Source organism: Nakamurella sp. UYEF19, assembly GCF_040546275.1.
In the GTDB taxonomy this organism is placed as follows: Bacteria; Actinomycetota; Actinomycetes; order Mycobacteriales; family Nakamurellaceae; genus Nakamurella.
In genome coordinates this window covers 38,079-61,675 of record NZ_JBEPNO010000030.1, presented here as the reverse complement: position 1 = coordinate 61,675, position 23,597 = coordinate 38,079, and the positions used below count along the sequence as shown (strand labels likewise).

The window sequence follows — 23,597 nt, the reverse complement described above, 5'->3', positions numbered from 1 at the left end:
AAGTGCAGCGGCACCTTCTGCATGATCCCGAACCAGTACTGCCACTTCTCGTCCCACCCGGTGCCGTCGAAGCTGAAGACGACGAGCTGCGGCGCCTTCTCCCCCGGCTTCAGCTTGGTGATCCTGAAACCGTCCGGCTCGGTGCCACCGGCCCCTATCCCGCCGTTGTCGTTGGCCGGCACCGAGGACGGCGGTGCGGTGGTCGTGGACAACCCGCTGGTCGGGGAGGACGGCGAACCGCTTGCGCTGCCGGGTGCGCTGCCGGAGGACGGGCTGGACGACGTCGAGCGGTGCCTTCACATATCTGGGAAAAGATCACGATGATCCGGCAGGTTGGTGCGCCGCACTCAGGGTAGCGAGCACCCGTTGGTGGCTGAGCCAGCCCAGCACGCGGCTTCCTGACTCGTCCAGCACCGGGATCGCAGTCCCTGCAGCAGAATCGAGTGCGTCCAGGCTCGCCTCCAGGTTGCTGCCGGCTCGGACGGATTCCGACTGCTCGACGATTCCGCCTACCGGAACGAGGTCGTGCTCACCGTCGGACAGGGCATCGGCCGCTGCCCTTGCCGTCACCACCCCGAGGTAGTTTCCTGCCGCGTCGACGACCGGGAGCTGTCCGTGCGGGGCACGGGCCAGCAGCCCCGCGGCCTCCAGCAACGCCGTGTCCCGGTCCAGCGGTTCCCCGAGCGGTTCCATCACCTCGGCGGCGGTCACCGACTTCAACAGCCCCTGATGCTCCGGGACATCCAGGTCCACACCCCTTCGACGGAGCTTCAGCGTGTAGATGGTGTCTCCGGTCAGGAAATGGCTGATCCCGGTGGCGAGCACGATGGCGGCCATCAACGGCAGGATGATCGTGTATTCACCGGTCAGCTCGAACATGATGATCACCGCAGTGATCGGCGCCCTCGCCGCTCCGGCGAACACAGCGCCCATGCCGATCAGCCCGTAGGTACCCACCTGACCCGCAATGCCTGGCATCAGCTGGTGCGCCAGTTCCCCGTACGCGGAGCCGAGCATGGCCCCGATGAACAGACTCGGCGCGAAGACGCCGCCGGAGCCGCCGATGCCGATGGTCAGACTCGTCGCCACCATCTTCCCGATGAGCAGGACGATGAGGAATCCAATGGCATAGTGCCCGGCAATGCTCTTGCCCAGCACCGGGTATCCCACCCCGTACATCTCGGGCAGCACCAGCAGGACGATACCGAGCAAAATGCCGCCGACCGCCGGACGGAGCCACTCCGGCCCCCTCCACCATTTGTCGCAGACGTCCTCGATCAGATAGAGGACCCGGCTGAACAGCACACCGACGACGCCGGCCAGCAGACCGAGCAGCGCGAACAGCAGGTACTGCGCCACGTGATCGACGAGGAACGGGGGCAATTTGAGGAACGCCTCGTCGCCCAGGGCAGCCCGACCGATCACGCCGGCCGTGACGGAGGCGATCACCACCATGCCGAACGACTGCGTGTTGAAATCCCGCAGGATCAATTCCATTGCGAAGAAGACCCCGGCGAGCGGGGCATTGAAGGTCGCGGCGATACCACCCGCAGCGCCGCAGGCAACAAGCACCTTCATCCGGGACTCGGCGACCTTCACCAACCGCCCGATGGTCGATCCGAGAGCGGAACCGATCTGGACGATCGGACCCTCCCGGCCCACCGAACCACCGCCACCGATGCACAACGCAGAGGCAAGGGCCTTCACTGCCGCCACCTGTGGTGCTATCCGGCCACCCCGACGGGCGACCGCGAACATCACCTCCGGTACGCCGTGGCCCCGGGCCTCGCGAGCGAAGAAGTGCACCAGCGGGCCGTACAGGAGACCGGCCACCACCGGAGCCAGCAACACGAACCACCTTCCCAGACCGGGTACGTGGGCATTGGGCACGGGTCCGAGGCCCGCGTAGTCCTCGTGCCCGGACAGGGCAAGGGTGAAGACCCGGATCAACCACCGGAAGACGATGGCCCCTCCCCCAGCCCCCGCCCCCACCAGCAGTGCCAGGAACAACAGCCCTCCGTTGGAAGTACGCACCAGCCCGACAACACGTGAAGTACCCGACGTCAGGGGGAGTGGCCGCCCCACCGACGGTTGTGACGAGAGGAGCGAACTTTTCCGCTGGGCTGGTGGTGACGGCATTCTTGCAGTATGCAATGATTGCGTCATGCTGACCAACAGAACAGGTCTGCTGTGCCGAACACGACACCGGACCGTCGTTTCGCATCGCCCTTGCATGCTGGCGAGCGCCACGAAACGTTCGGCGGCAGCAATTTCGGCGCTCGGGTACCTGTCGGCTGGATCTCTTGTTCACCGAGTGCAGGCAGCATCGCCCATGCCTCGAGTTGCAACCCGCCGCCGACCGTCACCATCGATGACGATGATCGTACGAACCTCGACCCGCACCTCATGCCGCGCCGAACGCTGCGAGGGGCCGATGATCGATCAGCGCAGCGGGTCGGTCGCAGCCGGACACCTCCGGCGGCGTCGCAGTGGTCGATCGATGACCAGTGCGAGGATCAGCAGTCCGGCGTGGAAGACCTGCCCGACGTAGGACGTCACGTTGGTCAGCGCGAGTCCGTTGTCGATGATGGAGATCACCAGGAGCGCGAAGAGGGTTCCGACCACCGATCCGCGTCCGCCGGCCAGCTGCCCGCCGCCGAGTAGGACCGCGGTCAACACGGTGATCTCGATGCCGATCGCCGCCGTCGGCAGACCGGTACCCAGCTGTGAGGTCCTGATCAGTCCCGTGATCGACGCTGCCAGCCCGGAGGCGACGAACAGCCCGACGACCCAGCGGCGCTCCTGCCCGCCGTCGAGGCGCACCGCCGGCGGCCGCAGACCGACCGCCCGGCTGCGGCGCCCGACAACTGTTCGCGAGAATCCAACGGCGAGCGCCACCAATGACAGGAAGATCAGGAACGGCAGCGAGAGACCCAGGAAGGGCTGGGCATTGCCCAGCCCCCGGAATCCGGGCAGGTAGACGGCCAGACCGCTGGGCACGAGGTAGGCGAGGCCGCGCAGCAGCGACATCGACGCGAAGGTCACCGCGACGCTGTTCACCTCTGCGATGGTGACCAGGAGACCGTTGACCAGTCCGATCAGAGCCCCACAGGCGATCGCCAGCACCACGGCAACGAACAACCCCGACCCGGGCGCCGACGAGGCCACGACGATCCCGGTGAAGGCTGCGGCCGCACCGACCGTGAGATCGACATGGCCACTCATGATCAGGAAGATCGCCGGGATGGCGACGATTCCCGCCACGGCCAGATCATTGAGCAGGTTGACCAGGTTGTCGACGGAGACGAAATACGGGCTGACCGATGCGAACACGATGCAGGCCGCCGCGCCGATCACAGCGAGAGCGGTTCGGGTCAGAAGGATCCGGCGGGGGGACATCGGCTCGGACGTCGTCGTCATGGTGATGGACAACTCTCGACGGGGTAGAAGTCGGGGAGCGTCTGCGCGGTGACGAAAGACGTCCGGACGTGGAGGACGCCTGGCACGCTCCGCCCGGCCAGAACATCGAGCAGCGCGGGCACCGCGACCTCTCCGTAGCGATCGGGGAACAACGCCGCATCACCCAACCATCCTGCATTGCCGAGCATCTCGCATCGCGCTCGTTGGTCGGCTCCGACGGCGGCCACGCTGACCGAAGCAGAACGAGTCTCCGGAATGGCCGAGAGGACTCCCAGCGCTGCCCCGTCGTTCACGGCTGCGACCAGGACATCGGCGTCCGCCGGCAGGGTGGCCAGGACGGCGGTGAAAGCGTCGTAGGCACGATCCTGCGTTCCGGCATCAAGCACTCTGACATCGCCGATCAAGCCGGGGCACACCGCGGAGAACCCCGCCTTGATACCGGCAACCCGCTCAGCGTTCACGGTGCCTGCGGCAGGATTGGTGACGACGACGAAACTGGAGCGGGCACAGTCCGACAGGTTTCGCGGCACTCCGGCCAGTTCCCGGCCGACGAGAAAGCCGGCCTGCCTGTCGTCGGCGCCGACGCCGACCGTCTGACAACTGATCGGGGATGCGGCGATCGCGATCAGCGGCACCTTCTTCGGCCCGACGTCGCACAGCGCCTGACCCAGATCTCCCGGCTGCACGATGATCCACCCGTCCACGTGCTCCGTCGCCAGCCGCCGTGCACAGTCCAACACCAGACCCTGGTCGTCACCCGGGTCGCAGCTGATCAGCTCTGCCCCCGCCGACTTCAGTTGGACGGCAATCGATTCGGTGACTTCCTTCCCGAGCGGGTCCGAGGCATTCGGGGCAACCAGTCCGATCCGCTTGGCGACCGCGCTGCCGGCAGCGACCGTCCGGAACGGCACCATCGTTCCTGCCTGGGTGGTCCCACCCGAAAGCGTCTGGGAGGGGACGGAACTCGTCGAAGTGGCGGGCGCGGTGATCGGAACAGGCGGCGCGGTCGTGATCTGACCTCCGGTCACCTGAGCTCCGGAGGTACCGGAACACGCGGCCAGTATCGTGGCGAGGACAGCCGCCAGAACCAGGGTGGCCCGGCGACCGCGGTCCAGGACCGTATGGCGGGTCGAGCACATGGTCGATGACGACAGACCGGAGCGTCCGATCGGCGGGACCGACCCGAATTTTCTCCGGTCGGCGCGTTTCGGGATCATGTTCACTCGACCAGGATGGGGGACGGTATGCGTGCGCGTCGAATGCCGCGACTGCTGGCCCTGCTGACGGCAGGTGCCCTCCTGGTGGGCTGCAGTGCGCAGGCACCCTCCGAGGTGCCTGCCGTCGACGCCCTCGTCAACCTCTACGACCAGACCTCCGGCGTCTGGCCAACCACCGGATGGTGGAACAGCGCCAACGCGTTGACAGCGCTGACCAACTACATGATCGACTCCGGCGACCACCGGTACTCCTGGGTGCTCGCGAACACCTACGCCAAGAAGGTCAACGCCGAGCAGCGCAACTTCATCAACCCCTACATCGACGACACCGGGTGGTGGGCCCTGGCGTGGATCCGGGCCTACGACCTGACCGGGGACAAACGCTACCTGGCCACCGCCCGGGCGGGTGTCGACTTCATGTGGCGCAACCACGACGACGTCTGCGGCGGTGGTCTCTGGTGGACCACCACCCACCGGTACAAGAACGCCATCGCCAACGAGCTGTTCGTCAAGGCTGCTGCCGAACTTGCCACCAGGCTCGGTGACGCCGGAAAGCCCTATCTGCAGCAGGCTCTCTCGGTGTGGGAGTGGTTCGATCGATCCGGCATGACCAATGCCGGACAACTCGTCGGCGACGGGCTGGACCGGATGTCCTGCACCAGCAGCGGACCGGTGTGGACCTACAACCAGGGCGTGGTGCTGGGGGCCCTGGTCGACCTCGCGAAGGCCACCGGCGACGGCAACTATCTCGACCGCGCAAGGACTTTCGCCGACGCGTCCACCAGATCCGAGGAACTGCACATCGACGGCGTCCTCACCGAGTCCTGCGAGAAGGACGGCTGCGACATCAACGGGCCATCGTTCAAGGGCATCTACGTCCGCAATCTCGGCGAACTCAACCTCGCCCTGGACGACCATCCCTACAGCGACTACCTGTTGGGGCAGGCCAACATCGCCCACGAACACGACCGCAACACCGACGACCAGTACGGGCTGCACTGGGCCGGGCCCGTGGCGTACGTCAGCGCCGCAAGCCAACAGAGCGCCGTGGACCTCCTGGTCGCCGCGCAGCCGGTGGAAGACACCGCAGACGCGACCCAGAGTTCGGGATCGTCACCGTGACGGCGCTTCATCCTGGGTACGGGGTTGTGGCCCGGCATCTCCGGATCCATGCAATCGAGCCAGCATCGCGTTGTAGGTCCGCAGGGCGCGGTCGTCGTCGTCGTCATCGACATCTCCGAGAGCGACATATTCTCCGACGTCGAGGTGCCCGAGCAACTCGCGGCTGCGGATACCCTCCAACCAACTCCCCAGCGACTGCTCCTTGGCACCGGCTCGGCCCCATTCGATGGCGGTCGCGATCATGAGGATCATCATCAAGCCGTCGCCGCCGAACCACATCACAGCTCCCGCGGCGCTCTGATCAGCAAGTGCGCCAGGCCCCCAGCCCGGATGGCGCGAAGCAAACGCCGGCGCGATCGGATCACTCGTCAGCATCAGCACGACGCCGACGAAGGCGTCGATTCCCATCGTGAGTCCGAGTGTCGCGAAGCGGACCAGGTACGGCAGGCGCCATGGCCAGAGATCAGCACCGACGAGTCCACCGAAAAGCAGGTACCCGGTCACCAGATACAGCGCGGACTCGAATTCGTGCACCCACATGTGGCCGAGCATGACCTCTTGGAAGCCGGTCAGATGCGTTCCGGCGAGGACGGCTGCGTACAGCGGAATCGTGGCCATCGGAGAGGTCACCGGCCGCTGGAACCATCGGCCTCGGGCCGTCGCCCGAGGAGCAGAAACCGTCCTCCACAGCCGCAACGGCTGCGCATAGACGACCAGGACGGGTACCACCATGATCAACATGAGGTGCTGGAGCATGTGCACCCAGAACAGTGCGGGCGCGAACACCGCAAGAGGTCCGTTCATGGTCAGGACAAGGGCCAGAGCCGCAGAACCGGCCGCAGCCGACCGCCCGACCGGCCATCGCGCTCCGCGTCGGACGCTACGCCCGGCGAGTACGGCATAGGCCGAGACGGCTAGCAGGACCAGCAGGTCCCAGCCGGGCGCCCAAGTCCAGGACGCGAGCACTCCTGACAGGTCGACCGGAGAATCGATGACCATGTCCACGGCGATCTGTACCTCCTACGAATCCATCGGATTCATCATTGCGATGTCGGCTTCGGGAGATCGCCTATCGGCGTCCCGGGCCGATCACGATCCGCGATATCTCGAGCTCTGCCGTGAGCGCTTGCCCCTCCTGCTTGCGCGTGCGGCCGGACGCCATCTTCGAGCCGATGTGGTCAACCCCGACACCCATCGCCGGACTTCCGTACCGGAAAGTCCACTCGTACTTGCTGACAGCAATGGTTGCACACTGCACGGCTTGCCGGGAGCGCTCTGTCATCCGGTCGCTCGATGCCGCCGCGACCTGCGGTGGGCCCCGCCGGCAGTCGGTCAGCTCACCACCGATCAGTCGAGGGTGGATGCGCGGCCCGCGGACCTTGCGCGACCTCCCACCACCCCGCAATCGGTCGGGAGGTTGCCTCGAGGTCCTTCGCAGACGGGATTGCGCACCGGGTAACGTCCGAACGACAGGCCGCACCCTGGAGCTCATCATGTCCATGGTTGTCGTGGCGGCCCGAGAGATCGAGGTGGACTGCACGTGGTTCAGGACCGAAAGTGAGCGGCATGTGATCATCCGGCAGGGTGGAGCCTTGTGCACCTGCGGGCGACGCGGTTGCGCCGAGGCATACGCCGGACGCCGGTCGATGAGGGGCATCGTCACGGCCATGGTGGATGCCGGTCGAGAGACGTCGTTGCTGCAGATCCGCGACGACGAGCAGAAGGAGACCTTGACCTCCAAGGTCTGGGCCCGTGCGCTGGACGAGGGCGACGAGCTGGCCGGGGAGTTGTTCGACACCGCGATCGAGACCCTAGGTGTGGCAGTGGGTTCGGTCGTCAACCTGCTCGATCTCGAGATGGTCGTGATCGGCGGCGGACTTGCCGAGAAGTTGGGCTCGAAGCTGGCCGATCGGATAGCCGAGGCCGCCGCTCCCTGGATGCTGCAACCAAACCCGGAGCTGAAATTTGTCGTCTCGGAGCTGGGCGACGACGCGGGTGTTGTCGGTGCGGCTGCTCTCGGCCGGGCATTGGTCATCACCGCCTGAGCCGCAACCCGGTGGTCGTCTGGTTCGCGGGGCAGACGCACAGCACAACGTGGAGGAATCCGGTGCGACAACTGCTGTTCTCGGTACGGGACGCTGTGCGGACCCAGTTGTGGCCGGTTCCCGTCCTGGCGGTGGTGCTGGCCGCTCTCGTCGGGGTCCTGCTTCCCCGCCTCGATGCCGTCGCGGACGCCTCGATGCCGGCGTGGTTGGCTGCCGTGTTGTTCGGAGGCGATGCTGATGCGGCCCGGACGGTGTTGTCGGCGGTGTCCAGCTCGCTGATCACCGTGACGTCGCTGACGTTCTCGCTGACGGTGGTGACGCTGCAGCTGGCGAGCAGCCAGTTCTCTCCGCGGCTGCTGCGCACATTCACCAGTGACATCTTCGTCCAGGCCACGCTCGGTTTGTTCCTGGCCACTTTCACCTACTCGTTGACCGTACTGCGGTCGGTCCGCAATGGTTCGGACGGTCAGATACCTTTCGTGCCCCGGATCTCGGTGACCACGTCGTTCGGGCTGGCTGTGGCCAGCGTGATCGGACTGGTGGTGTTCCTTGCCCATCTGGCCCGTCAGATCCGGGTCGAGACGATGCTGCGGGACGTGCATCGGGACAGCTCGGCAGTTGTGGATGCGGTGCTGTCCGCGCGGCGCGATCCAGCACTCCGGGCTGATCTGCCGACGATTCCGGACCGGGCCGACGTCGTCCTGGCCGCAGGTTCGGGATTTGTCCTCCGTCTGGACGAGGGAGAACTGTTGGCCGCGGCCATCGACGCGAATGCTGTCCTGATCATCGGGGCTCACCCCGGTGCATCCCTGGTACAGGACACTCCCCTCGGCCATGCTTGGTCGCCCGACGGGCCCTTTCCGTCGGAGGTATGGGACCGATTGCACGGTCGGGTTGCCCGGGCCGTCCGGACCGGGTACGAACGGACTTCCGCGCAGGACGTCGGGTACGGACTGCGACAACTCACCGACGTGGCCAACAAGGCACTCTCACCGGGGATCAACGACCCGACCACCGCAGTCCATGCCCTCGGCCACATCTCGGCACTGCTGTGCGAGCTCGGCGACCGCGATCTGCAACCGGTGGTGCTGCATGACGACGTCGGCCACGTTCGCGCCATTCTGCAACGGCCCGGGCTGGGCGAACTGGTCGACACCGCATTGACCCAACCCCGCCGGTACGGCGCGGCCGACCCCGCTGTGATGGGCCGGATGTTCGACCTCCTCGGGGAGCTGGCCTGGCGATTCCCGCCCGAGGAGCACCCCGTCGTGCGGAGCCAGCTGGCCCGGCTCCGCTCAACCGTCGCCGCCCAGGACTTCGACGCCGAAGAGACTCGCCAGCTGCGAAACCGGGCAGCGCTTGTCGAATCTCGGCTCCGCATTCCCCACGTGCCGGTGATGGCGAAGGATCTGGGGCCGCCGCCATCTCCGCCCGGACAACATGACCCGAGCCCCCCAGCACCATCGACATGCCGAGCCGAGAACGAGACAGGAACATGAAACCCTAGGCCGGTGGTTCGTTGTCGGTGGTGTGGGTGAGGGTGACCAGCTGCCGCAGGCAGGTGTCCTTCAGTGGTTGCGGGAAGTTGTGGGCCAGTTGGTTGTAGACGACGCGGCCTTGTTTGCGGGTGGTGACCAGGCCGGCGCTGCGCAGTAGTCGTAGTGCGTAGGAGGCGGAGTCCTCGCTGACGTCCAGCGCGAGGGCCAGGTCTCCGACGCAGAGTTCTTCGGCGACGTCCAGCGCGTAGATCAGGCGGAGCCGCACCGGGTCGGCCATCATCGACAGCAGCCCGGTCAGCCGGGCGACGTCGTCGGCGCTGGGGATGCGGCTGCGGGCGTGGGCGACCCGCTCCGGGTCGATCGGGTGCTCGTGGTCAGTGACTGCCATGGTGATCTGCTCCCCTCTGCCGGGTTGTGGTGGTGCTGGCGACGTCGTCGGCCGGGCACGAGATGTCGCTCTGGGCATCAGGTGTGGGGGAGGTGTCCGCGTCGAAGCGGTGCGCGCAGTGGTCGGAGCAGAAGTAGAACTTCTGCCCGTCGCGTGTCCGGGTGGCCGGTGCGTGGGCGATCTCCACCTGCATCCCGCAGGTCGGGTCTTTGGCGTACTGCTGCGGTCCGCTGGTGTCGCGGTGGCGGTAGAGCCAGTAGATGACCGCGAAGCCGGCCAGGGCCAGGATGTTCAGGACGGTGGTGTAGTTCCACTGGAATCCGGTGTGCACGATCATCGTCGGTCGGGCCGGTACGGGGATCCGGATGGCTTTGAACAGGTACTCCACCGCCAGACCGGCGGTGCTCATGACGACCCAGAACACGCCCAGGATGCGCAGGGTGATCGCGGTGCCGTAGTACTTGCGGTAGATCGAGAGCAGCGGCAGCGTGATCAGGTCGGCGAACACGAACGACACGACGCCGCCGAAGCTGATGCCGCCCTGCCACAGCGCCGCTGCGAGGGGGACGTTGCCGACGGAGCAGACGAAGCTGATGATGGCCAGGAACGGGCCGATGATCACGTTCTCCAGCGACGAGGCGAACCCGTGTCCGGTGAGGAAGATCGACTGCCAGAACCAGGTGGGCACCAGTGCGGCCAGGAACCCGGCGACCACGAACCCGATGAGCAGTTCCTTGCGCAGCATCGACAGGTCGCTGATCGTGTAGCCGGAGGCATCGCCCCAGCCGCGGCGACTGCGGAGTCTTCTGGTCAGCGGCTCGCTCTCGAGTTCCGTTGCCTCGCCGTCGGTGTGGTGCTCGTGGCCGGGGTGCTGGCCCGGGTCGGCCTGCCCGTGAGCGTCGTCGCGATTCAGGTTGTCGCGGGCTCGTTCGATCCACGCGGTGGGGATGACGCGGGGCACGACCAGACCGAGCAGGATGATCATGATGGCTCCGCCGACGAACTCGGCCAGCGCGAACTGCCACCCGATCAGCAACCACAGCACGATGCCCAACTCGACGACCAGATTGGTCGAGGCGACCATGAAGACCAGTGCGGCGGTGAAGTCCGCGCCCCGGGAGAACAGGCTCTTGGCCAGCGCCGAGGAGGCGTAGGAGCAGGACGAAGAAATCATCCCGAAGAACGAGGACTTGCCCAACGTGCGGGGTGAGTGATCGCCCAACGCCTGCTGCATCTCGGTGCGGGACACGAAGGCCTGCACCGCGCCCGAGAGAGCAAACCCGAGCACCAAGGCCCACAGCGTCTCCCAGAACATGAAGAACGCCTCATCCAGCCCGTGCCACACACCGCCGAAGAAATTCATCTCGCCCGCCTTCTCATATCCGCGTGGGTCCACGGATGACCCTGTCCGGTCTACGCCTCCCTCCCCACTTCCGCAAGTCCGTACGTCCGTGCGGTTATTGTCCGTGTGGACCGGCACTGGCTCACCTCAAGATCAACCGCCTTGGCTCGGTTGCGGGGTCGTCGGGTGCTCCTGGGGCCGAGGAGGGTGGCGAAACGGAACGTGGCACGGACCCTGACCGGGTCGTGGGCGGACTCGGAGGACCTCGTCGAGGCCACCCTGATCCGGGCTTGCCGGGCGATCGAGGGTTTCGGCGGTGCACATCCGCGGGCGTGGCTGCTGACGATCCTGCGCAACACCAACCTCAACTCGCACCGCCGACAACGTCCTGACCTGACGCCGGAGATCAGCGACCTGGACGGTCACCGACCGGCGTTCGGCGCAGAGAACGCGGGCGGCCCGGAGCAGACTGTGACCGAGCGGTTTCTGGATGACACGATCAAGACCGCACTTGCTGCGTTGGGCCCGAAGTTCCGGACCGTTCTACTGCTGATCGACGTCGACCGGCTGACCTACGCCGACGGGTCCGTACCAACCTCCGCTCCAACCGTCGAACGCCGTCGGGTCCGACGGCGAGGGACACCAGGTAGTCGTAGTCGAAATCGCCGTGACTCATGCTCATCGGCTCCCGGCCGTGCTCACGCATGATCAGCAGCGCCCCCGCGTGGTCATCCGGCGGCAGCAGCGACACCTCGCCGCCGATCAGCTGCGCATGCGCCCGCGGGCCACGCCGTCGACGCAGTAGCCCCATCTGCGCCCGCACCTGCGCGACGGTGTGGCTACCGCTGATCGCGACCCGGTTCGCGTCCCGGGAGTGATAGCACGGCGTGCAGGCCAGATCGCACTTCGGGAACACCCCGTGGGTACCCTCGCAGCCCACCGCGTGCTGACCGAGGGTCTGCGCCGGCGTCCGAACGTGCTCGGGCAAAGCCTGCCAACGGGTGGCCAGAGCCGCCTTGGTTTCCGCGTCGACGGGACGGGTACGCAGCTCCAGCTCCTGCAAGCGTTCCGACAACCTCATCGGGTCCCGGCTCCGGTGTCCTGAACCGTGACGTCACCCCAGAACGCGACGTGGTTCCTGATCCGGCGGGCCAGCGGTGAGGGGTGCCGGTAGGTCCAGGCGCCGGTCCGGCCGACCGATCGGTCGACCTGCACGGGGTCGTAGAACGCCACACCCTGCCACGGGCACGACGACTTCGTCCGGCTGGCCTGCAGGTACTGCTCATCGCCCGAGCCCGGCGGGAAGTATTGGTTGCCCTCGACCACGACGGTGTCATCTCTAGGCGCGATGACCCGGCCCCGGGGAACTGCCTCGACCATGCTCACTCCAGTACGTCGGCGCGGCCGGGCATGCGGACGCCGCCCGACTCTGAACAGGAAACCCGGCGGCCGTGCGGCAACCTTCCCACCCCGGCGAAGTCGCTCCCGACTTGTCCGGGATTGCGCATCACCGCCACCGCGCCGGGACCACCGTTCGGACAGTCCGGCACGACATCACCTGCACCGGCATCTGCGGATGTCAGGCATCGGGTGCCGGCAGGGCCATCAGCGCATCGATGACACCGTCCAAGGTAGGGGCCCTGACATCCGCGGGTGTGAAAACCGGGGTCGGCTCGCCTTCCAGGCGCGGGCACCACCCGGTGGTCAGTCCGGCGGCACGCGCGCCGTGGATGTCCCAGGAGTGGACGGCCACGAGCGCGACCCGCTCGGCCCGCACGCCCGCCGCGTGCACCGCCAGGTCGTACGGGCCGCGAGCCGGCTTCCACGCCCTCACCTCGTCGATCGACAGCACCCGCTCCACCGACGCGGTGAGGCCGGCCCGGTCCAGGAAGGCCCGGGTCGTGGAAGCGGCGCCGTTGGACAACGTGAACACCCGCGCCCCCGCCTGCCTCGCAGCCCGCACGGCCGCGACGGCGTCGGGTTGCGGTGTCAAACACCCGAATCCGGCGACGACCGCCTGGACCTGCGCATCGCTGAGCTCACCGCGGGTTTGCGCGTACAACGAAGACGCAGCGATATCGGCGAATCCGGCGTAATCCCCGGCCAGGGTCAATGCCATCGCATCGCGCAGGATCCGGGTGAACCAGGTCGGCATCACCTCCGGTGGTAGGCCCACCTCGGACAGGCGGGTCCGAACGGCCTCCAGATTGGCCAGCGTCTCGACGACGTCGAAAACAACCACGTCGGGGCGCACCCGGACGGAGCTGTTCACGACGCCGGCGCCGGAACGGTCTTACGGGGCCGGACGGGAATGTCAGACATAGGTGAGTCCTTCGCGACTGGAAGTCCGGGTACCGGAGAGGTAAACCCGGTGGGTATATCCGTCCTTTGCCGCCCGGAGCACTGATTGATCGGGGTCGGTCGTCACCGCACCTCGGGCGGCCTACCCTCGGCCAGTATGGGGCCGGCACCGTCGGGACCGACCAGCCAACTCACCGCGCGGCAAGAAGGGCGACACCACAGCATGTCCCAGCCGACAGAGCACCCGCTGGATGATGCTGCCCGGGCACGAGGCGCCCAAGTCCCGGTGCAATCGGTGGACGTGTTGATCGTCGGCGCGGGCCAGGCCGGTTTGGGCGCGGCGTTTTGGCTGCAGCGAATCACCGGCCTGGACGTTCAGGTCATCGAGCAGAACACCATCGGTGGCAGTTGGCTCGCACGGTGGGACAGCCTGCGCCTGTTCACACCGCGCCGCTTCAGTGGGCTGCCGGGCATGCGGTTCCCTCCGGGCGCGCGATTCCCCGACAAGCGCGACGTCGCCGAGTACCTGCGCGGCTACGCCGAGCGTTTCGCGCTACCGGTGGAGGCCGGTCACCAGGTGAGCCATCTGTGGCAATCCGGTGAGTTGTTCCATGCTCGAACCGACCGTGCCGAATTCCGGGCGCGACACGTTGTCGTAGCGGCCGGACCGTTTTCCCGGCCCTACCTACCGCCGGCGGCCGACGCGCTCGATGCCGAGGTGTTCCAGCTGCATTCCGCGGCCTACGGTCGCCCCGGGGACATCCCCGGAGATGACGTGATCGTCGTCGGCGGCGGAAATTCGGCAGCTCAGTTGTCGGTGGAACTGGCACCGACGCACCAGGTGACGGTGATCAGCCCGCGAAAGCCCTGGTACCTGCCGACCACGCTGCTGGGCGTCGACCTGTACTGGTGGCTGTACCTGACCCGGACGCTCAACGCCGGCGCGTCGACGTCGGTGTCGCGATACGTGCGAGGCCGCGGGGATTCCATCATCGGAACCGAACTCCGACGTGAGGTGCAGTCCGGCCGCATCCGACTGATCACCGGACGGGTCATCGGCGCCAGCGGGAAAGATCTGACCCTTGCCGACAGTTCACACGTCCGCGCCCACAATGTGTTGTGGTGCACTGGCTATCGACCAGGTCTGGACTGGATCGATCTCCCCGGCGCGCTGGATGAGCGGGGTGAGCCGGTCCACGTACGCGGGGCCAGCCCCGTGGCCGGTCTGCACTGGATGGGCCTGCCATGGCAGAGCCGACTCAACTCCTCCATCATCGACGGCGTCAACCGCGACGCCCACGCCACCGCCAAACGGATCCGGGCGCTCGCGTGCATGGACTGAGCTACCCCGCCACGGTGGCGGCGGCCCAGGCCTGGCATGGCACGTGCAGCCGATCAGCCCGAGGAGCCCCAGCCATCACCGACTCCACGTGCTGCCCACAACCGGCCCACGTCGTCTTCCCGCAATGCTGATATGTCACTGCTCTGCACATCTGATTTAGCCCTTGGATCAAATCACTCGGAGCCTCCGACTATACCCCCAGGGGTATAGTCGGAGGGAGTGGAGCAACCACATCATCGACATCCAGGAGCAACCATGGCCTACGCCATCACCACCACAGTTCCCCGACCGTTCGCCGCTGTCCTGCAGCAGACCCGGAAGGTACTGGCGGATGTGGGCTTCGGAGTTCTGACCGAGATCGACATCCAGCAGACCCTCAAGATGAAGCTGGACGTCGACATCCCGGCACAGGTCATCCTCGGTGCCTGCCGGCCACCGCTGGCCTACGCGGCCCTGCAGGCCGAACCGTCTATCGGGCTTCTGCTCCCGTGCAACGTCGTCGTCCGTGCGCTGAGCGCCACCTCGACGGCCATCGAGGCGCTCGACCCGCAGATGATGGTCGGCGTGACCGGGAACGCAAGCCTGGCCGACGTCGCCTCCGATGCCGGAGCCCGACTGCGAGCCGCCCTGGATACGCTCGAGTCCGAGTCGATCGACCACTGACCGACCCCACCCGGCAGGCAGGGCTCGACGGGAATCCGACGGACAGGACACGCTGGACACAGCCGCGATGAAGAAGATGTTCCTGTCCCTGGCCTGAAACACCCAGCACGGCCCGGGTTGCGGGGTAACCCAGGTTGCGGGGTAATTGGGCGATCGGAAAGAAAATGCAGCCGGGCAGACCGACGAAGATCTGCCGGCAGAGCCCGATCGATGTTGGGGAGGCGCGACAGATGACACGCTGGGACAAACGTCCGGACATGGTGGTCCACGAGGCCGAGCCGTACAACGCGGAGTCCGACCCCGCCGTGCTCGCCGAGAGCTATCTCACCGAACTCGACCGGTTCTACAGCCGCAACCATGGTCCGATCCCCGACATCAACGCCCAGGCCTGGTCTCTGACCGTCGACGGGCTGGTGGGCGCCCCGCTCTCACTGACTCTCGCCGACCTGCAATCCAGCTTTGCGCGCCACGAGGTGACTGCGACGCTGCAGTGCGCCGGCAACCGGCGCGCCGACCTGGTGGCTGTGAAGCCCATCCCCGGCGAGGACCCCTGGGGACCGGCCGCGATCTCCACCGCGACCTGGACCGGCGTCCGGTTGGCCGATCTGCTGGCCGCGGCAGACCTGGACCCCCGCGCGACCGATATCGCTTTTGATGCGCCGGATGTCTCGCAACTCGCCGACCCGCCGCAGCCCTACGGAAGTTCCATCTCGGTGGCCAAGGCGGGCGCCGACGAGGTCCTGCTGGTGTGGGAGATGGACGGCCGCCCGCTGCCTCGACTGCACGGCGGCCCAGTCCGCGTCGTGGTGCCCGGCTACATCGGCGCCCGCAGCGTCAAGTGGATCAACCGGATCACCGCTCAGGACAAGCCGTCGGACAACCACTTCCAAGCCACCGCCTACCGGCTCCTACCGGCAGATGCCGACCCGGACAGTGCCGGACCCGGTGTGGGCCTTCCCCTCTCGGTGCTGTCGATCAATTCAGCCATCCTGCAACCTGCGGACCGATCCACTTTCACCGCGGGGCGGCAGAGGGTCGCCGGCTACGCATTCAGTGGTGGCGGCCGCTCGATCGCCAGGGTCGAGGTGTCCACCGACGGAGGCGAGCACTGGATCCAGGCTGATCTCGGAGAACAAGTCAGTCCCTGGGCGTGGGTGCTGTGGAGCGCCACCGTCGACCTGCCAGCAGGGCCGGTCACCGTCGTGGCCAGGGCGTTCGACAGCAGCGCGGGAACCCAGCCGGAATCACCCGCCCACCTCTGGAATCCGAAGGGCTACATGAACAATGCGTGGCCGCGGGTGAGCCTGACTGGAGAACTCGGCAGCTGACCCGGAATGCGCTCGCCCAAGGATCACCCTGCGCATCCTGGGCGTGTTCTGGGTCGTCATGAGCACCGCCGGTCTGGCGGTGGAGTACCTGTTCAAAGCCATCCGGATCCCCGTACCGGCCCGACCGACGATGATCGTGACCGGATTACAGTGGAACTACACCACCGTCCTGAGCATGCGCTGGACGTCGCCGAAGAACTCTGCGTCGGAGACCTAGCCCTCGCGGCCGCGTCGTCTACAACCAACTGGTCCACCACTTCCCGCAACCACTGAAAGACACCTGCCTGCGGCAGCTGGTCACCCTCACCGACACCGCCGACGACGACTCGTCGGCCTGAGGACCCGATTGGTGGGCAGGGACCGGCCACCATCGCCATCTACGTCGACGGACCCCTCAAGCAACGATCCGCGGCCGTGGACTCGCTTCCTCTCGTGAGCTCAGCTTGGGCCCGTCCCAGCTCAAACCATGACCGCATTCAGCTCTCACCCTTCGACTGATGGCGGGGGCACGCAGATCAACAAGGTTGCTTCGCACCGACCCCCTACCCACGGTCATGCATCACGGGTTGCACCCCGACCAGCGAAAAGTCAAGCCCTTTTGCACCTACCGGACGTGAGCTCGGAGCACCGCCTGTCGGTCCGTGTACTCCTGTTGATCGATCTCGCCACGGGCGAACCGCTCGGCCAGCAACTGGTCGGCAGTCAACGACCCGGGCCGGCGCTCTGAGAATTCATGGTGGCTCCAATTGTGCCGGAACACACCCACCAGCAGCGCGATCAACAGGACCCAGAACACGATCATCCCGAAGCCCATCAGGCCGTAACCCCAACCGCTCATGCCGTTGCCGTACCAGAACATGATGTCCCAACCCTTCCACTCTGCAGGGCCAGCTGACTTCAGCCCGCACCCGAGCACGCCGGACCTTGACTCCCAAGCTCACAATCGCCGCTCCAGCCGTTGCAGTACAGAGCCTTTCGTCCCACGTAGACCGGGTCTTTCGAGTGGTCCGGCGCCGTCCAAGGTGAGACGCTGTCTCGTGGATCTCACATGCTGGAGTACCGGTGGTGCGTCCGAGCCGCGTGCACAATGAACACGTGAACCTGTCGATGGCATCTGAGCGCGAGCATGCGCCGATGTACCGACTGGTGCGGTTGTTGCTTCTCGCCCTGGTCGGCGCCGGAGTGATCGGCATGCACGTGCTGAGCGAGCACGGCCCCGGCGGCGGTCACGGCATGGTCATGGACGCCACGATTCCCGCAGCTTCCATGGCGCAGCCGGCATCGGCCGCCCGTGACCATCAGGCCATGGACATGCATATGGGCCCGACCGGGCCCTCAGTCGCCGCCTTCAATTCAGCGCCCGACACTTCAACGGTCCTTGGAGCTCCTGCCAACCCGGGCTGGTCAGGCTCGATGGCCATGTGCCTGCTGTTCCTGACCGCGGGCGCGATCGCGATTGCCCTGATGTTGCTGGCCCACCGAGCCCGGCGTAGGTCCGGCGATGTCGCCGTGCGGCTCAACCCGGGGTGGAGTTTCAGCCGCAGAGGACCACCACCACTGTCACTGCCCCTGCCTCATTCTCTGTGCATTTTGCGGGTGTAGGACTCCCTCGCACCTCGAATATCAGTTCGATGGTGCGTTTGGCGTGTCCCCTTTTCACCCCCACCATTGCAGGAGATCACCATGAAGCAGACCCGTACCCGTTTGGGTGCCCTCATCGCTGCCGCGGCCCTGTCGGTCGTCCTCGCAGCGTGCGGCACCACCGGCACGACCGCCGCAACCGCGGCGAACACATCAACCGAGAACAGCACAGCAGCGCCAGCCGCATCGAGCACCGCGGCCATGTCACCGACCGCTGGTTCAACGGCGATGCAGCCAGGAGCCGACGGTCCCTTCAAAGCATCGGACGTCACCTTCGCCCAGCAGATGCTGGTCCATCACCAGGGAGCAGTCGCCATGGCTGACCTGGCCCCGACCCGCGCCGCCAACGCCAAGGTCAAGGCGCTCGCCGCCCAGATCAAGGCCGAGCAAACCCCGGAAATCCGGGAAATGACCGGGTGGCTTGCAGTCTGGGCGCCGCACCCGGCGATGACCGGCATATCGAGCTCGTCCGGTGCGATGGGCGGCATGGCCGGCATGGGCTCCGACACCGGATCATCCTCAGCTGCCATGCCCGGCATGATGACCGACGCTCAGATGAGTCAGCTCACCGCGGCCACCGGAGCGCAGTTCGACAAACTGTTCCTGCAGCTGATGATCGTGCACCACCAGGGTGCACTGACGATGGCGAAGACGGAGAAGGCCACCGGCGGAAACACCGCTGCCCTGGCGCTGGCCGACTCCATCATTTCCGGCCAGAGCGCGGAGATCACCACCATGCAGGACCTTCTCAAGGCCCTGTAGCCCCAGCCGTCGTAGGACCGGCACGGGACGCTTCCCCGATAGCCGGACCGTGCCGGTTCTGCGGCCCCACAGATCCACATGCCGTTGCCCATGAAGCAACCCGGGTACTCCGACGCCCTGACCCGTCTCGAGACCACCAGCGACGCACAACCTAGGAGCGCCCAGACCGGGAGAGACACATCTCGGACGCGCATCCTCTCGCTCCTGGTAGCGATCTCTCGACCACCGAAGGGCCCATCATCACCATGACCAACCAATCCCGCAGTGCGCAGATCGCCGCGTTCCTGGTCGTCGGGGCGATTGTCCTGACCGCCTGCACCGGGCACGAAGATCACCGTCTCGGCCAAGGTCTACGGAGTGAACTTCGGCGGTGGGATGTACGGCGAGATCGACCGCACCCTGAACGTCACCGTGGGGCCGGCCAAGGTAGCCAAGATCGATGACCCCACCAAGAAGATGCAGGTGTTCATCGACAACAAGCTGGTCCGCACCGTACCGGTGTCGTTGGGCCGCAACCAGACTCTGGACGTGAATGGCAAGAAGATCTCGCTGGTCACCCCGTCGGGCATCTACGTCACCCAGGAAAAATATGCCGTTCGGCAGATGAGTTCAGCCACCTACGGCCTGCCCACGAGTTACGACCTGGGCTATGACTCCAAGATCCCGCTGGCCGTCCGGCTTTCCAATGGCGGCATCTTCATCCACTCCGCCCCGTGGTCGGTCGCCGACCAGGGCATCCGCAACGTCTCCCACGGCTGCATCAACATCAACCCTGCCGCGGCCCAGTGGTTCTACAACACCTTCAGCTACGGCGACATCGTCCAGGTCACCGGTACCTCGACCAAGCTGGCCCCCACCGACGGATTCGGCGACTGGAACATCCCCTGGGCCACGTGGCTGCAGGGGTCAGCCCTGTAGGCGCCCCCCCGCAGCCGACGTTCGCCCTTCGAGCGGTCGCAGCTGGGATCGTTCCCGGCAAACACAAGGATTTACTCCGAGAACTATCAATGCTCAGCGAGCACGAAGGAAGACCATGACCGACAATCATCCCGCGCGACAGGACATCGCCGCCGGTGGGCAGTTCACCTACACCTACACCGTGCCCTACGCCGGAACCTACTGGAGTCACCCGCATGTCGGCATCCAGACCGACTTCGGCCTCTACGCACCCATCGTCTTCGACGACCCGAACGAAAAGGTCGCCTACGACACCGAATGGATCGTCGTCCTGGACGACTGGACCGACGGAGTAGGCAAGAGCCCAACCCAGGAACTTGCCGACCTGCAGGCCGGCAGCAGTGGCATGAGCATGGGGTCATCGACGACCCCGCCGGCGGCGGGAATGCTGGGGATGAACATGGGCAGTAGCCCGGCCACCACGACCGCCAGCTCCGGCGGGATGGCGATGGGCGGCATGGGGTGGGCACGAGCGCCCTGCTGGGCGGCGACGCCGGCGACGTCAAGTACCCGCACTACCTGATCAACGGGCGGATCCCCGCCGCTCCGGTCACCTTCACCGCCAAGGCTGGGCAGCGGGTCCGGATGCGGATCATCAACGCCGAGGCCGACACCGCCTTCCGGGTCGCCCTGGGTGGGCACGTGATGACCGTGACGCACACCGACGGCTACCCCGTCGTCCGGCAGGACGTCGACGCGCTGTTGATCGGCATGGCCGAACGCTACGACGTGGTCGTCACCCTCGAAGACGGAGTGTTCCCTCTGGTGGCCTTGGCCGAGGGCAAAGGCGGCCTGGCCCGCGCGTTGATCCGCACCGGATCAGGTCAGGTGCCCGCTGCCGGCGTGCAACCAGCCCAGTTGCAGGGCCGCATCGGCCTGGCCACCGCCTTGCTGCCGGCCCCGGACGCAGCGTTGCCGGCCGGCACCCCCGATGCGCAGCTGACCGCGACCCTGGGCGGCGGGATGATGACCTACCCGTGGACGATCAACGGACGCGGCTACGACCAGACCGTGCCGCTGCAGGTACGGCAAGGCCAGCGGCCACGGCTCACCCTGAACAACCAGACCGACATGTGGCACCCGATGCACTTGCACAGCCACACCTTCGCGCTGGTGCGGCCCGATGGGCGACCGGGGTTACGCAAGGACACCGTGATCGTCAAGCCGCGCACGACGATGGCCGTCGATCTGCTGGCCGACAACCCAGGGGTGTGGATGCTGCACTGTCACAACCGATATCACAGTGAATCCGGAATGATGACGCGACTGGAGTACAGCCTCTAGCTCAGCCAGGTGACCTCCTGACGAGATGTTGCCGGCAAGACCTTCTCATGACGTCGAAGGCGGCATCGGCAGCACAGCCCGCCGACACCCGGGTTCGACACACCACGGATTCGGCGGCGGGCACATCTCCTGGACATCGTTGACCGTCGCCGCGTGTCTCACCGACCACCGTCGGCGGGAGTTTGTGGGGTCCGGCCCACAGTTGGTCCGCTACCGGGTTGCTGCTCGGGTCAACCGGAGAGCGAGCAGGTAGAAGATCACGCCCGCCACCCCGCCGACGATCCACGAGATGTCGACGCCGCCCAGCTGGGCCACGAGCGTCCCGGTGTAGAAGGTCTGCGCGATGAACGGCACCTGCGCGGCGACGGCCAACAGGTAGGCGACCAGACCGGGCCACAGAAATCCGCGGTAGCGACCGGCAGGGGTGAAGAACGACGGGACGTCGTAGTCGCCGCGCCGGATGAAGTAGTAGTCCGTCAGATTGATTGCGCTCCAAGGGATCAGGACGTAGAGGAGCACGCCCAAGAAGTTGGACAGGTTCCCGACGAACGCCCGGTAACCCAACAACGCACAGACGGTGCCGGCGGCGATGATCACCAGTGACCCGACCACCCGCACCACGACCGAGCGCCGCACGGTGCGGAAGCAGCTCAGGATGCCGGCCACGGCCAGCATCCCGGTGTAGGAATTCACCACGTCCGAGCCGATCAGGCTGACCGCCATGACCGGCAGCACCCACTGGCCGCAGACCTCGCCGATCGCGGCGATGGTCGATGAGGCATCCGGCAGCAAACTCGTGAGGTACGCCCCGACGAAGGCACACAGGACCGTCGGTACACCGATGCCCAGCGCCACCGCCGCGAAAGTCCGGCGCAGGTCCACCGTCGGCGGGAGGTAACGGGAGTAGTCCGAGACGTACGGCGCCCAACTGAGCACGGTCACCACGAACAGCCCGGTCCCAGCCATGAACGCGGCAAACGACGGTGGCGACGTCGACGCGGCGGCCCCGGTGGGCGCCCCGTGGCCGACCGCCTGGATCAGCACGACGACGAATGTCACCGCCAGGATCGGGGTCATGATCTTCTGGAAACGGTGGATCCAGTCATAGCCGAACACGGTCAGTACCACCACCGGCACCACCAGGATCGCGATCCACGCCGGGATGCTGATGCCGCCCACCAGCAGGTTCATGGCGTCGGCCTGGATGACCAGTTGCGCGGCGAGGAACCCGATGTCCAGCACGATCGACGCGGCGAAGATCAGCACCGCCCCGTAGAACCCGAACTGGCCGCGACTCTGAATCATCTGCGGCACACCGAGCTTCGGTCCCTGGATCGCATGGAATCCGACGAGGGCCAACCCAGCCAGCGTCCCGACGACGATGGCGATGCCGGCCCACAGCAGGTCCAGGCCAAGAAAGACCGTCACGCCGCCGAGCACGACGACGAAGATGTTCGCGTTCAGCCCGAACCACAGGGTGAACTGGTCACGGACCCGCCCGTGCCGCTCGGCCAGGGGGATCTGATCGATCGAGCGGACCTCGATGCGCGCCGACCGCCTGCCCGGCCGCGCCGCTGCTGCCTCAGTAGTCACATCACTCCGCCGGATCTGCATTGCGCCTCTACGCCGGTCGGCGTCGAAGGAAATGGTCGCTCCACTCAGCCACGACCGTACCGGGCCTTGTGCTTGCTGTCGGGCGATGCCGACGGCGCCACCCGGCTGTTGCCAGGCACGTTCCCGCTGGCTGTGCCTCCGGACACGCGGCTCATCGGTCCAGCGGGCAGGCACCGCCACCACCGGACACACCGACGTTTGGCCACTGCATCCGGCCACCAGACCGAAGAGGAAGGACAGCAGGACGTGCAGCGTCAAGATGTTCCACTGGTCGTCGCAACTGCCGGACCGTTCACTCTTGATACAGGTGGTCCGAGGTGGCAGGCGCGTCGGCATCGGTCAGCGGCAGGACGTGGCTGTGGGTCCGAAGTGTCGTCGCTGCGTCGCGGTGTCCGAGCCGGTACTGGGCCTGCAGGATGTCGCCGCGGGACACCAACGCCGTGACCACCGAATGCCGCAACCGGTGGAGCGTGACATCAGGATGGCCGGCCTCGGCGCACAGCGCCCCGGACCAGTGGGCCAGACACGACGTGGTCAGTCGGGTGCTGTGATCCTGGCGGGCGGAGAACAGCCACGGCCCGAACCCCTCGTCGGCGAGCTCCCGAGTCGGCGGCCAACCGGGCCAGCAGCAACATCTGCTGGGCCCGATGCAGGCTCGGCAACGACGCACCA

General features: G+C 66.5%; 25 protein-coding genes and 1 pseudogene. 13 read left to right on the top strand and 13 right to left on the bottom strand.

Annotated features, from left to right (window positions below):
- From ABIB25_RS26020 to ABIB25_RS26005, 4 genes and pseudogenes are all read right to left on the bottom strand, one after another.
- Positions 1 to 212: pseudogene (locus tag ABIB25_RS26020) on the bottom strand (hypothetical protein); the annotation flags it as partial.
- 103 nt (positions 213 to 315) lie between these two features.
- Complete coding sequence (locus ABIB25_RS26015; RefSeq protein WP_354531435.1) at positions 316 to 2,010, bottom strand: chloride channel protein; 1,695 nt, start codon at positions 2,008 to 2,010, stop codon at positions 316 to 318.
- Positions 2,011 to 2,442: 432 nt separating this feature from the next.
- Positions 2,443 to 3,420, bottom strand: coding sequence for an ABC transporter permease (locus ABIB25_RS26010; protein WP_354531431.1), 978 nt, complete (start codon positions 3,418 to 3,420; stop codon positions 2,443 to 2,445).
- Complete coding sequence (locus ABIB25_RS26005) at positions 3,417 to 4,637, bottom strand: sugar ABC transporter substrate-binding protein (RefSeq protein ID WP_354531434.1); 1,221 nt, start codon at positions 4,635 to 4,637, stop codon at positions 3,417 to 3,419. The genes ABIB25_RS26010 and ABIB25_RS26005 overlap by 4 nt, the downstream gene beginning before the upstream one ends.
- A gap of 27 nt (positions 4,638 to 4,664) precedes the next feature.
- Here ABIB25_RS26005 and ABIB25_RS26000 point away from each other — a divergent pair, with 27 nt between their 5' ends.
- Positions 4,665 to 5,759, top strand: coding sequence for a glycoside hydrolase family 76 protein (locus tag ABIB25_RS26000; protein ID WP_354531430.1), 1,095 nt, complete (start codon positions 4,665 to 4,667; stop codon positions 5,757 to 5,759).
- On the opposite strand, the gene ABIB25_RS25995 is transcribed toward ABIB25_RS26000, so the two are convergent.
- Complete coding sequence (locus ABIB25_RS25995; protein ID WP_354531433.1) at positions 5,751 to 6,758, bottom strand: cytochrome c oxidase assembly protein; 1,008 nt, start codon at positions 6,756 to 6,758, stop codon at positions 5,751 to 5,753. The genes ABIB25_RS26000 and ABIB25_RS25995 overlap by 9 nt on opposite strands.
- Before the next feature lie 173 nt (positions 6,759 to 6,931).
- Here ABIB25_RS25995 and ABIB25_RS25990 point away from each other — a divergent pair, with 173 nt between their 5' ends.
- Together ABIB25_RS25990 and ABIB25_RS25985 are read left to right on the top strand one after the other, a co-directional pair.
- The gene (locus tag ABIB25_RS25990) at positions 6,932 to 7,804 is read left to right on the top strand and encodes an ROK family protein (protein ID WP_354531429.1); all 873 of its coding nucleotides are present in this window, start codon (positions 6,932 to 6,934) and stop codon (positions 7,802 to 7,804) included.
- 62 nt (positions 7,805 to 7,866) lie between these two features.
- Positions 7,867 to 9,303 (top strand): DUF2254 domain-containing protein, encoded by a 1,437-nt coding sequence (locus ABIB25_RS25985; protein ID WP_354531428.1) that lies wholly within the window; start codon positions 7,867 to 7,869, stop codon positions 9,301 to 9,303.
- A gap of 4 nt (positions 9,304 to 9,307) precedes the next feature.
- Here ABIB25_RS25985 and ABIB25_RS25980 read toward each other — a convergent pair whose 3' ends face one another.
- Together ABIB25_RS25980 and ABIB25_RS25975 are read right to left on the bottom strand one after the other, a co-directional pair.
- A complete protein-coding gene (locus tag ABIB25_RS25980; protein ID WP_354531427.1) occupies positions 9,308 to 9,691 on the bottom strand; it encodes an ArsR/SmtB family transcription factor in 384 nt (127 codons plus the stop codon).
- The gene (locus tag ABIB25_RS25975; protein WP_354531426.1) at positions 9,678 to 11,054 is read right to left on the bottom strand and encodes a permease; all 1,377 of its coding nucleotides are present in this window, start codon (positions 11,052 to 11,054) and stop codon (positions 9,678 to 9,680) included. Before ABIB25_RS25975 ends, ABIB25_RS25980 begins: the two co-directional genes overlap by 14 nt.
- 105 nt (positions 11,055 to 11,159) lie before the next feature.
- On the opposite strand from ABIB25_RS25975, the gene ABIB25_RS25970 reads away from it, so the two are divergent.
- Entirely contained in the window at positions 11,160 to 11,741 is a 582-nt protein-coding gene (locus ABIB25_RS25970) for an RNA polymerase sigma factor (protein WP_354531425.1), read from the top strand.
- 369 nt (positions 11,742 to 12,110) lie between these two features.
- Here the strand turns inward: ABIB25_RS25970 and ABIB25_RS25965 are convergent, their stop codons facing one another.
- The gene (locus ABIB25_RS25965; RefSeq protein WP_354531424.1) at positions 12,111 to 12,413 is read right to left on the bottom strand and encodes a DUF427 domain-containing protein; all 303 of its coding nucleotides are present in this window, start codon (positions 12,411 to 12,413) and stop codon (positions 12,111 to 12,113) included.
- Positions 12,414 to 12,612: 199 nt separating this feature from the next.
- Positions 12,613 to 13,305: a haloacid dehalogenase type II gene (locus ABIB25_RS25960; RefSeq protein ID WP_354531423.1), complete on the bottom strand. Its 693-nt coding sequence runs from the start codon at positions 13,303 to 13,305 to the stop codon at positions 12,613 to 12,615.
- Between the two features lie 252 nt (positions 13,306 to 13,557).
- On the opposite strand from ABIB25_RS25960, the gene ABIB25_RS25955 reads away from it, so the two are divergent.
- Positions 13,558 to 14,676 (top strand): flavin-containing monooxygenase, encoded by a 1,119-nt coding sequence (locus ABIB25_RS25955; RefSeq protein ID WP_354531422.1) that lies wholly within the window; start codon positions 13,558 to 13,560, stop codon positions 14,674 to 14,676.
- Position 14,677: 1 nt separating this feature from the next.
- Here the strand turns inward: ABIB25_RS25955 and ABIB25_RS29265 are convergent, their stop codons facing one another.
- Positions 14,678 to 14,827 carry a DUF8730 family Cys-rich protein gene (locus ABIB25_RS29265; RefSeq protein WP_502919906.1) on the bottom strand — a complete coding sequence of 50 codons (150 nt, stop codon included), beginning with the start codon at positions 14,825 to 14,827 and terminating at the stop codon, positions 14,678 to 14,680.
- A gap of 104 nt (positions 14,828 to 14,931) precedes the next feature.
- Here ABIB25_RS29265 and ABIB25_RS25950 point away from each other — a divergent pair, with 104 nt between their 5' ends.
- The 3 genes from ABIB25_RS25950 (at position 14,932) to ABIB25_RS25940 (ending at position 16,884) form a co-directional block, all read left to right on the top strand.
- Positions 14,932 to 15,339 (top strand): DUF302 domain-containing protein, encoded by a 408-nt coding sequence (locus ABIB25_RS25950; protein WP_354531421.1) that lies wholly within the window; start codon positions 14,932 to 14,934, stop codon positions 15,337 to 15,339.
- Positions 15,340 to 15,569: 230 nt separating this feature from the next.
- Positions 15,570 to 16,667, top strand: coding sequence for a sulfite oxidase (locus ABIB25_RS25945; RefSeq protein WP_354531420.1), 1,098 nt, complete (start codon positions 15,570 to 15,572; stop codon positions 16,665 to 16,667).
- A 43-nt stretch (positions 16,668 to 16,710) separates the two neighbouring features.
- A complete protein-coding gene (locus tag ABIB25_RS25940) occupies positions 16,711 to 16,884 on the top strand; it encodes a hypothetical protein (RefSeq protein WP_354531419.1) in 174 nt (57 codons plus the stop codon).
- A gap of 387 nt (positions 16,885 to 17,271) precedes the next feature.
- Here ABIB25_RS25940 and ABIB25_RS25935 read toward each other — a convergent pair whose 3' ends face one another.
- Positions 17,272 to 17,526, bottom strand: a complete 255-nt coding sequence (locus ABIB25_RS25935; protein WP_354531418.1) for an SHOCT domain-containing protein — start codon at positions 17,524 to 17,526, stop codon at positions 17,272 to 17,274.
- Positions 17,527 to 17,762: 236 nt separating this feature from the next.
- Between ABIB25_RS25935 and ABIB25_RS25930 the strand changes: the two genes are divergently transcribed.
- The 5 genes from ABIB25_RS25930 to ABIB25_RS25910 all read left to right on the top strand — a co-directional run bounded on the left by ABIB25_RS25930 (position 17,763) and on the right by ABIB25_RS25910 (position 21,311).
- The gene (locus ABIB25_RS25930; protein WP_354531417.1) at positions 17,763 to 18,269 is read left to right on the top strand and encodes a hypothetical protein; all 507 of its coding nucleotides are present in this window, start codon (positions 17,763 to 17,765) and stop codon (positions 18,267 to 18,269) included.
- Between the two features lie 81 nt (positions 18,270 to 18,350).
- Complete coding sequence (locus ABIB25_RS25925) at positions 18,351 to 19,070, top strand: DUF305 domain-containing protein (protein WP_354531416.1); 720 nt, start codon at positions 18,351 to 18,353, stop codon at positions 19,068 to 19,070.
- 357 nt (positions 19,071 to 19,427) lie between these two features.
- On the top strand, positions 19,428 to 19,988 hold the full coding sequence (locus tag ABIB25_RS25920) for a L,D-transpeptidase (RefSeq protein WP_354531415.1): 561 nt from the start codon (positions 19,428 to 19,430) through the stop codon (positions 19,986 to 19,988).
- Positions 19,989 to 20,103: 115 nt separating this feature from the next.
- Positions 20,104 to 20,550: a multicopper oxidase domain-containing protein gene (locus ABIB25_RS25915; RefSeq protein ID WP_354531414.1), complete on the top strand. Its 447-nt coding sequence runs from the start codon at positions 20,104 to 20,106 to the stop codon at positions 20,548 to 20,550.
- Entirely contained in the window at positions 20,490 to 21,311 is an 822-nt protein-coding gene (locus ABIB25_RS25910; RefSeq protein WP_354531413.1) for a multicopper oxidase family protein, read from the top strand. The genes ABIB25_RS25915 and ABIB25_RS25910 overlap by 61 nt, the downstream gene beginning before the upstream one ends.
- Positions 21,312 to 21,521: 210 nt before the next feature.
- On the opposite strand, the gene ABIB25_RS25905 is transcribed toward ABIB25_RS25910, so the two are convergent.
- Together ABIB25_RS25905 and ABIB25_RS25900 are read right to left on the bottom strand one after the other, a co-directional pair.
- The gene (locus tag ABIB25_RS25905; RefSeq protein WP_354531412.1) at positions 21,522 to 22,904 is read right to left on the bottom strand and encodes a purine-cytosine permease family protein; all 1,383 of its coding nucleotides are present in this window, start codon (positions 22,902 to 22,904) and stop codon (positions 21,522 to 21,524) included.
- Between the two features lie 313 nt (positions 22,905 to 23,217).
- A complete protein-coding gene (locus tag ABIB25_RS25900) occupies positions 23,218 to 23,595 on the bottom strand; it encodes a tyrosine-type recombinase/integrase (protein WP_354531411.1) in 378 nt (125 codons plus the stop codon).
- Positions 23,596 to 23,597 lie beyond the last annotated feature (2 nt).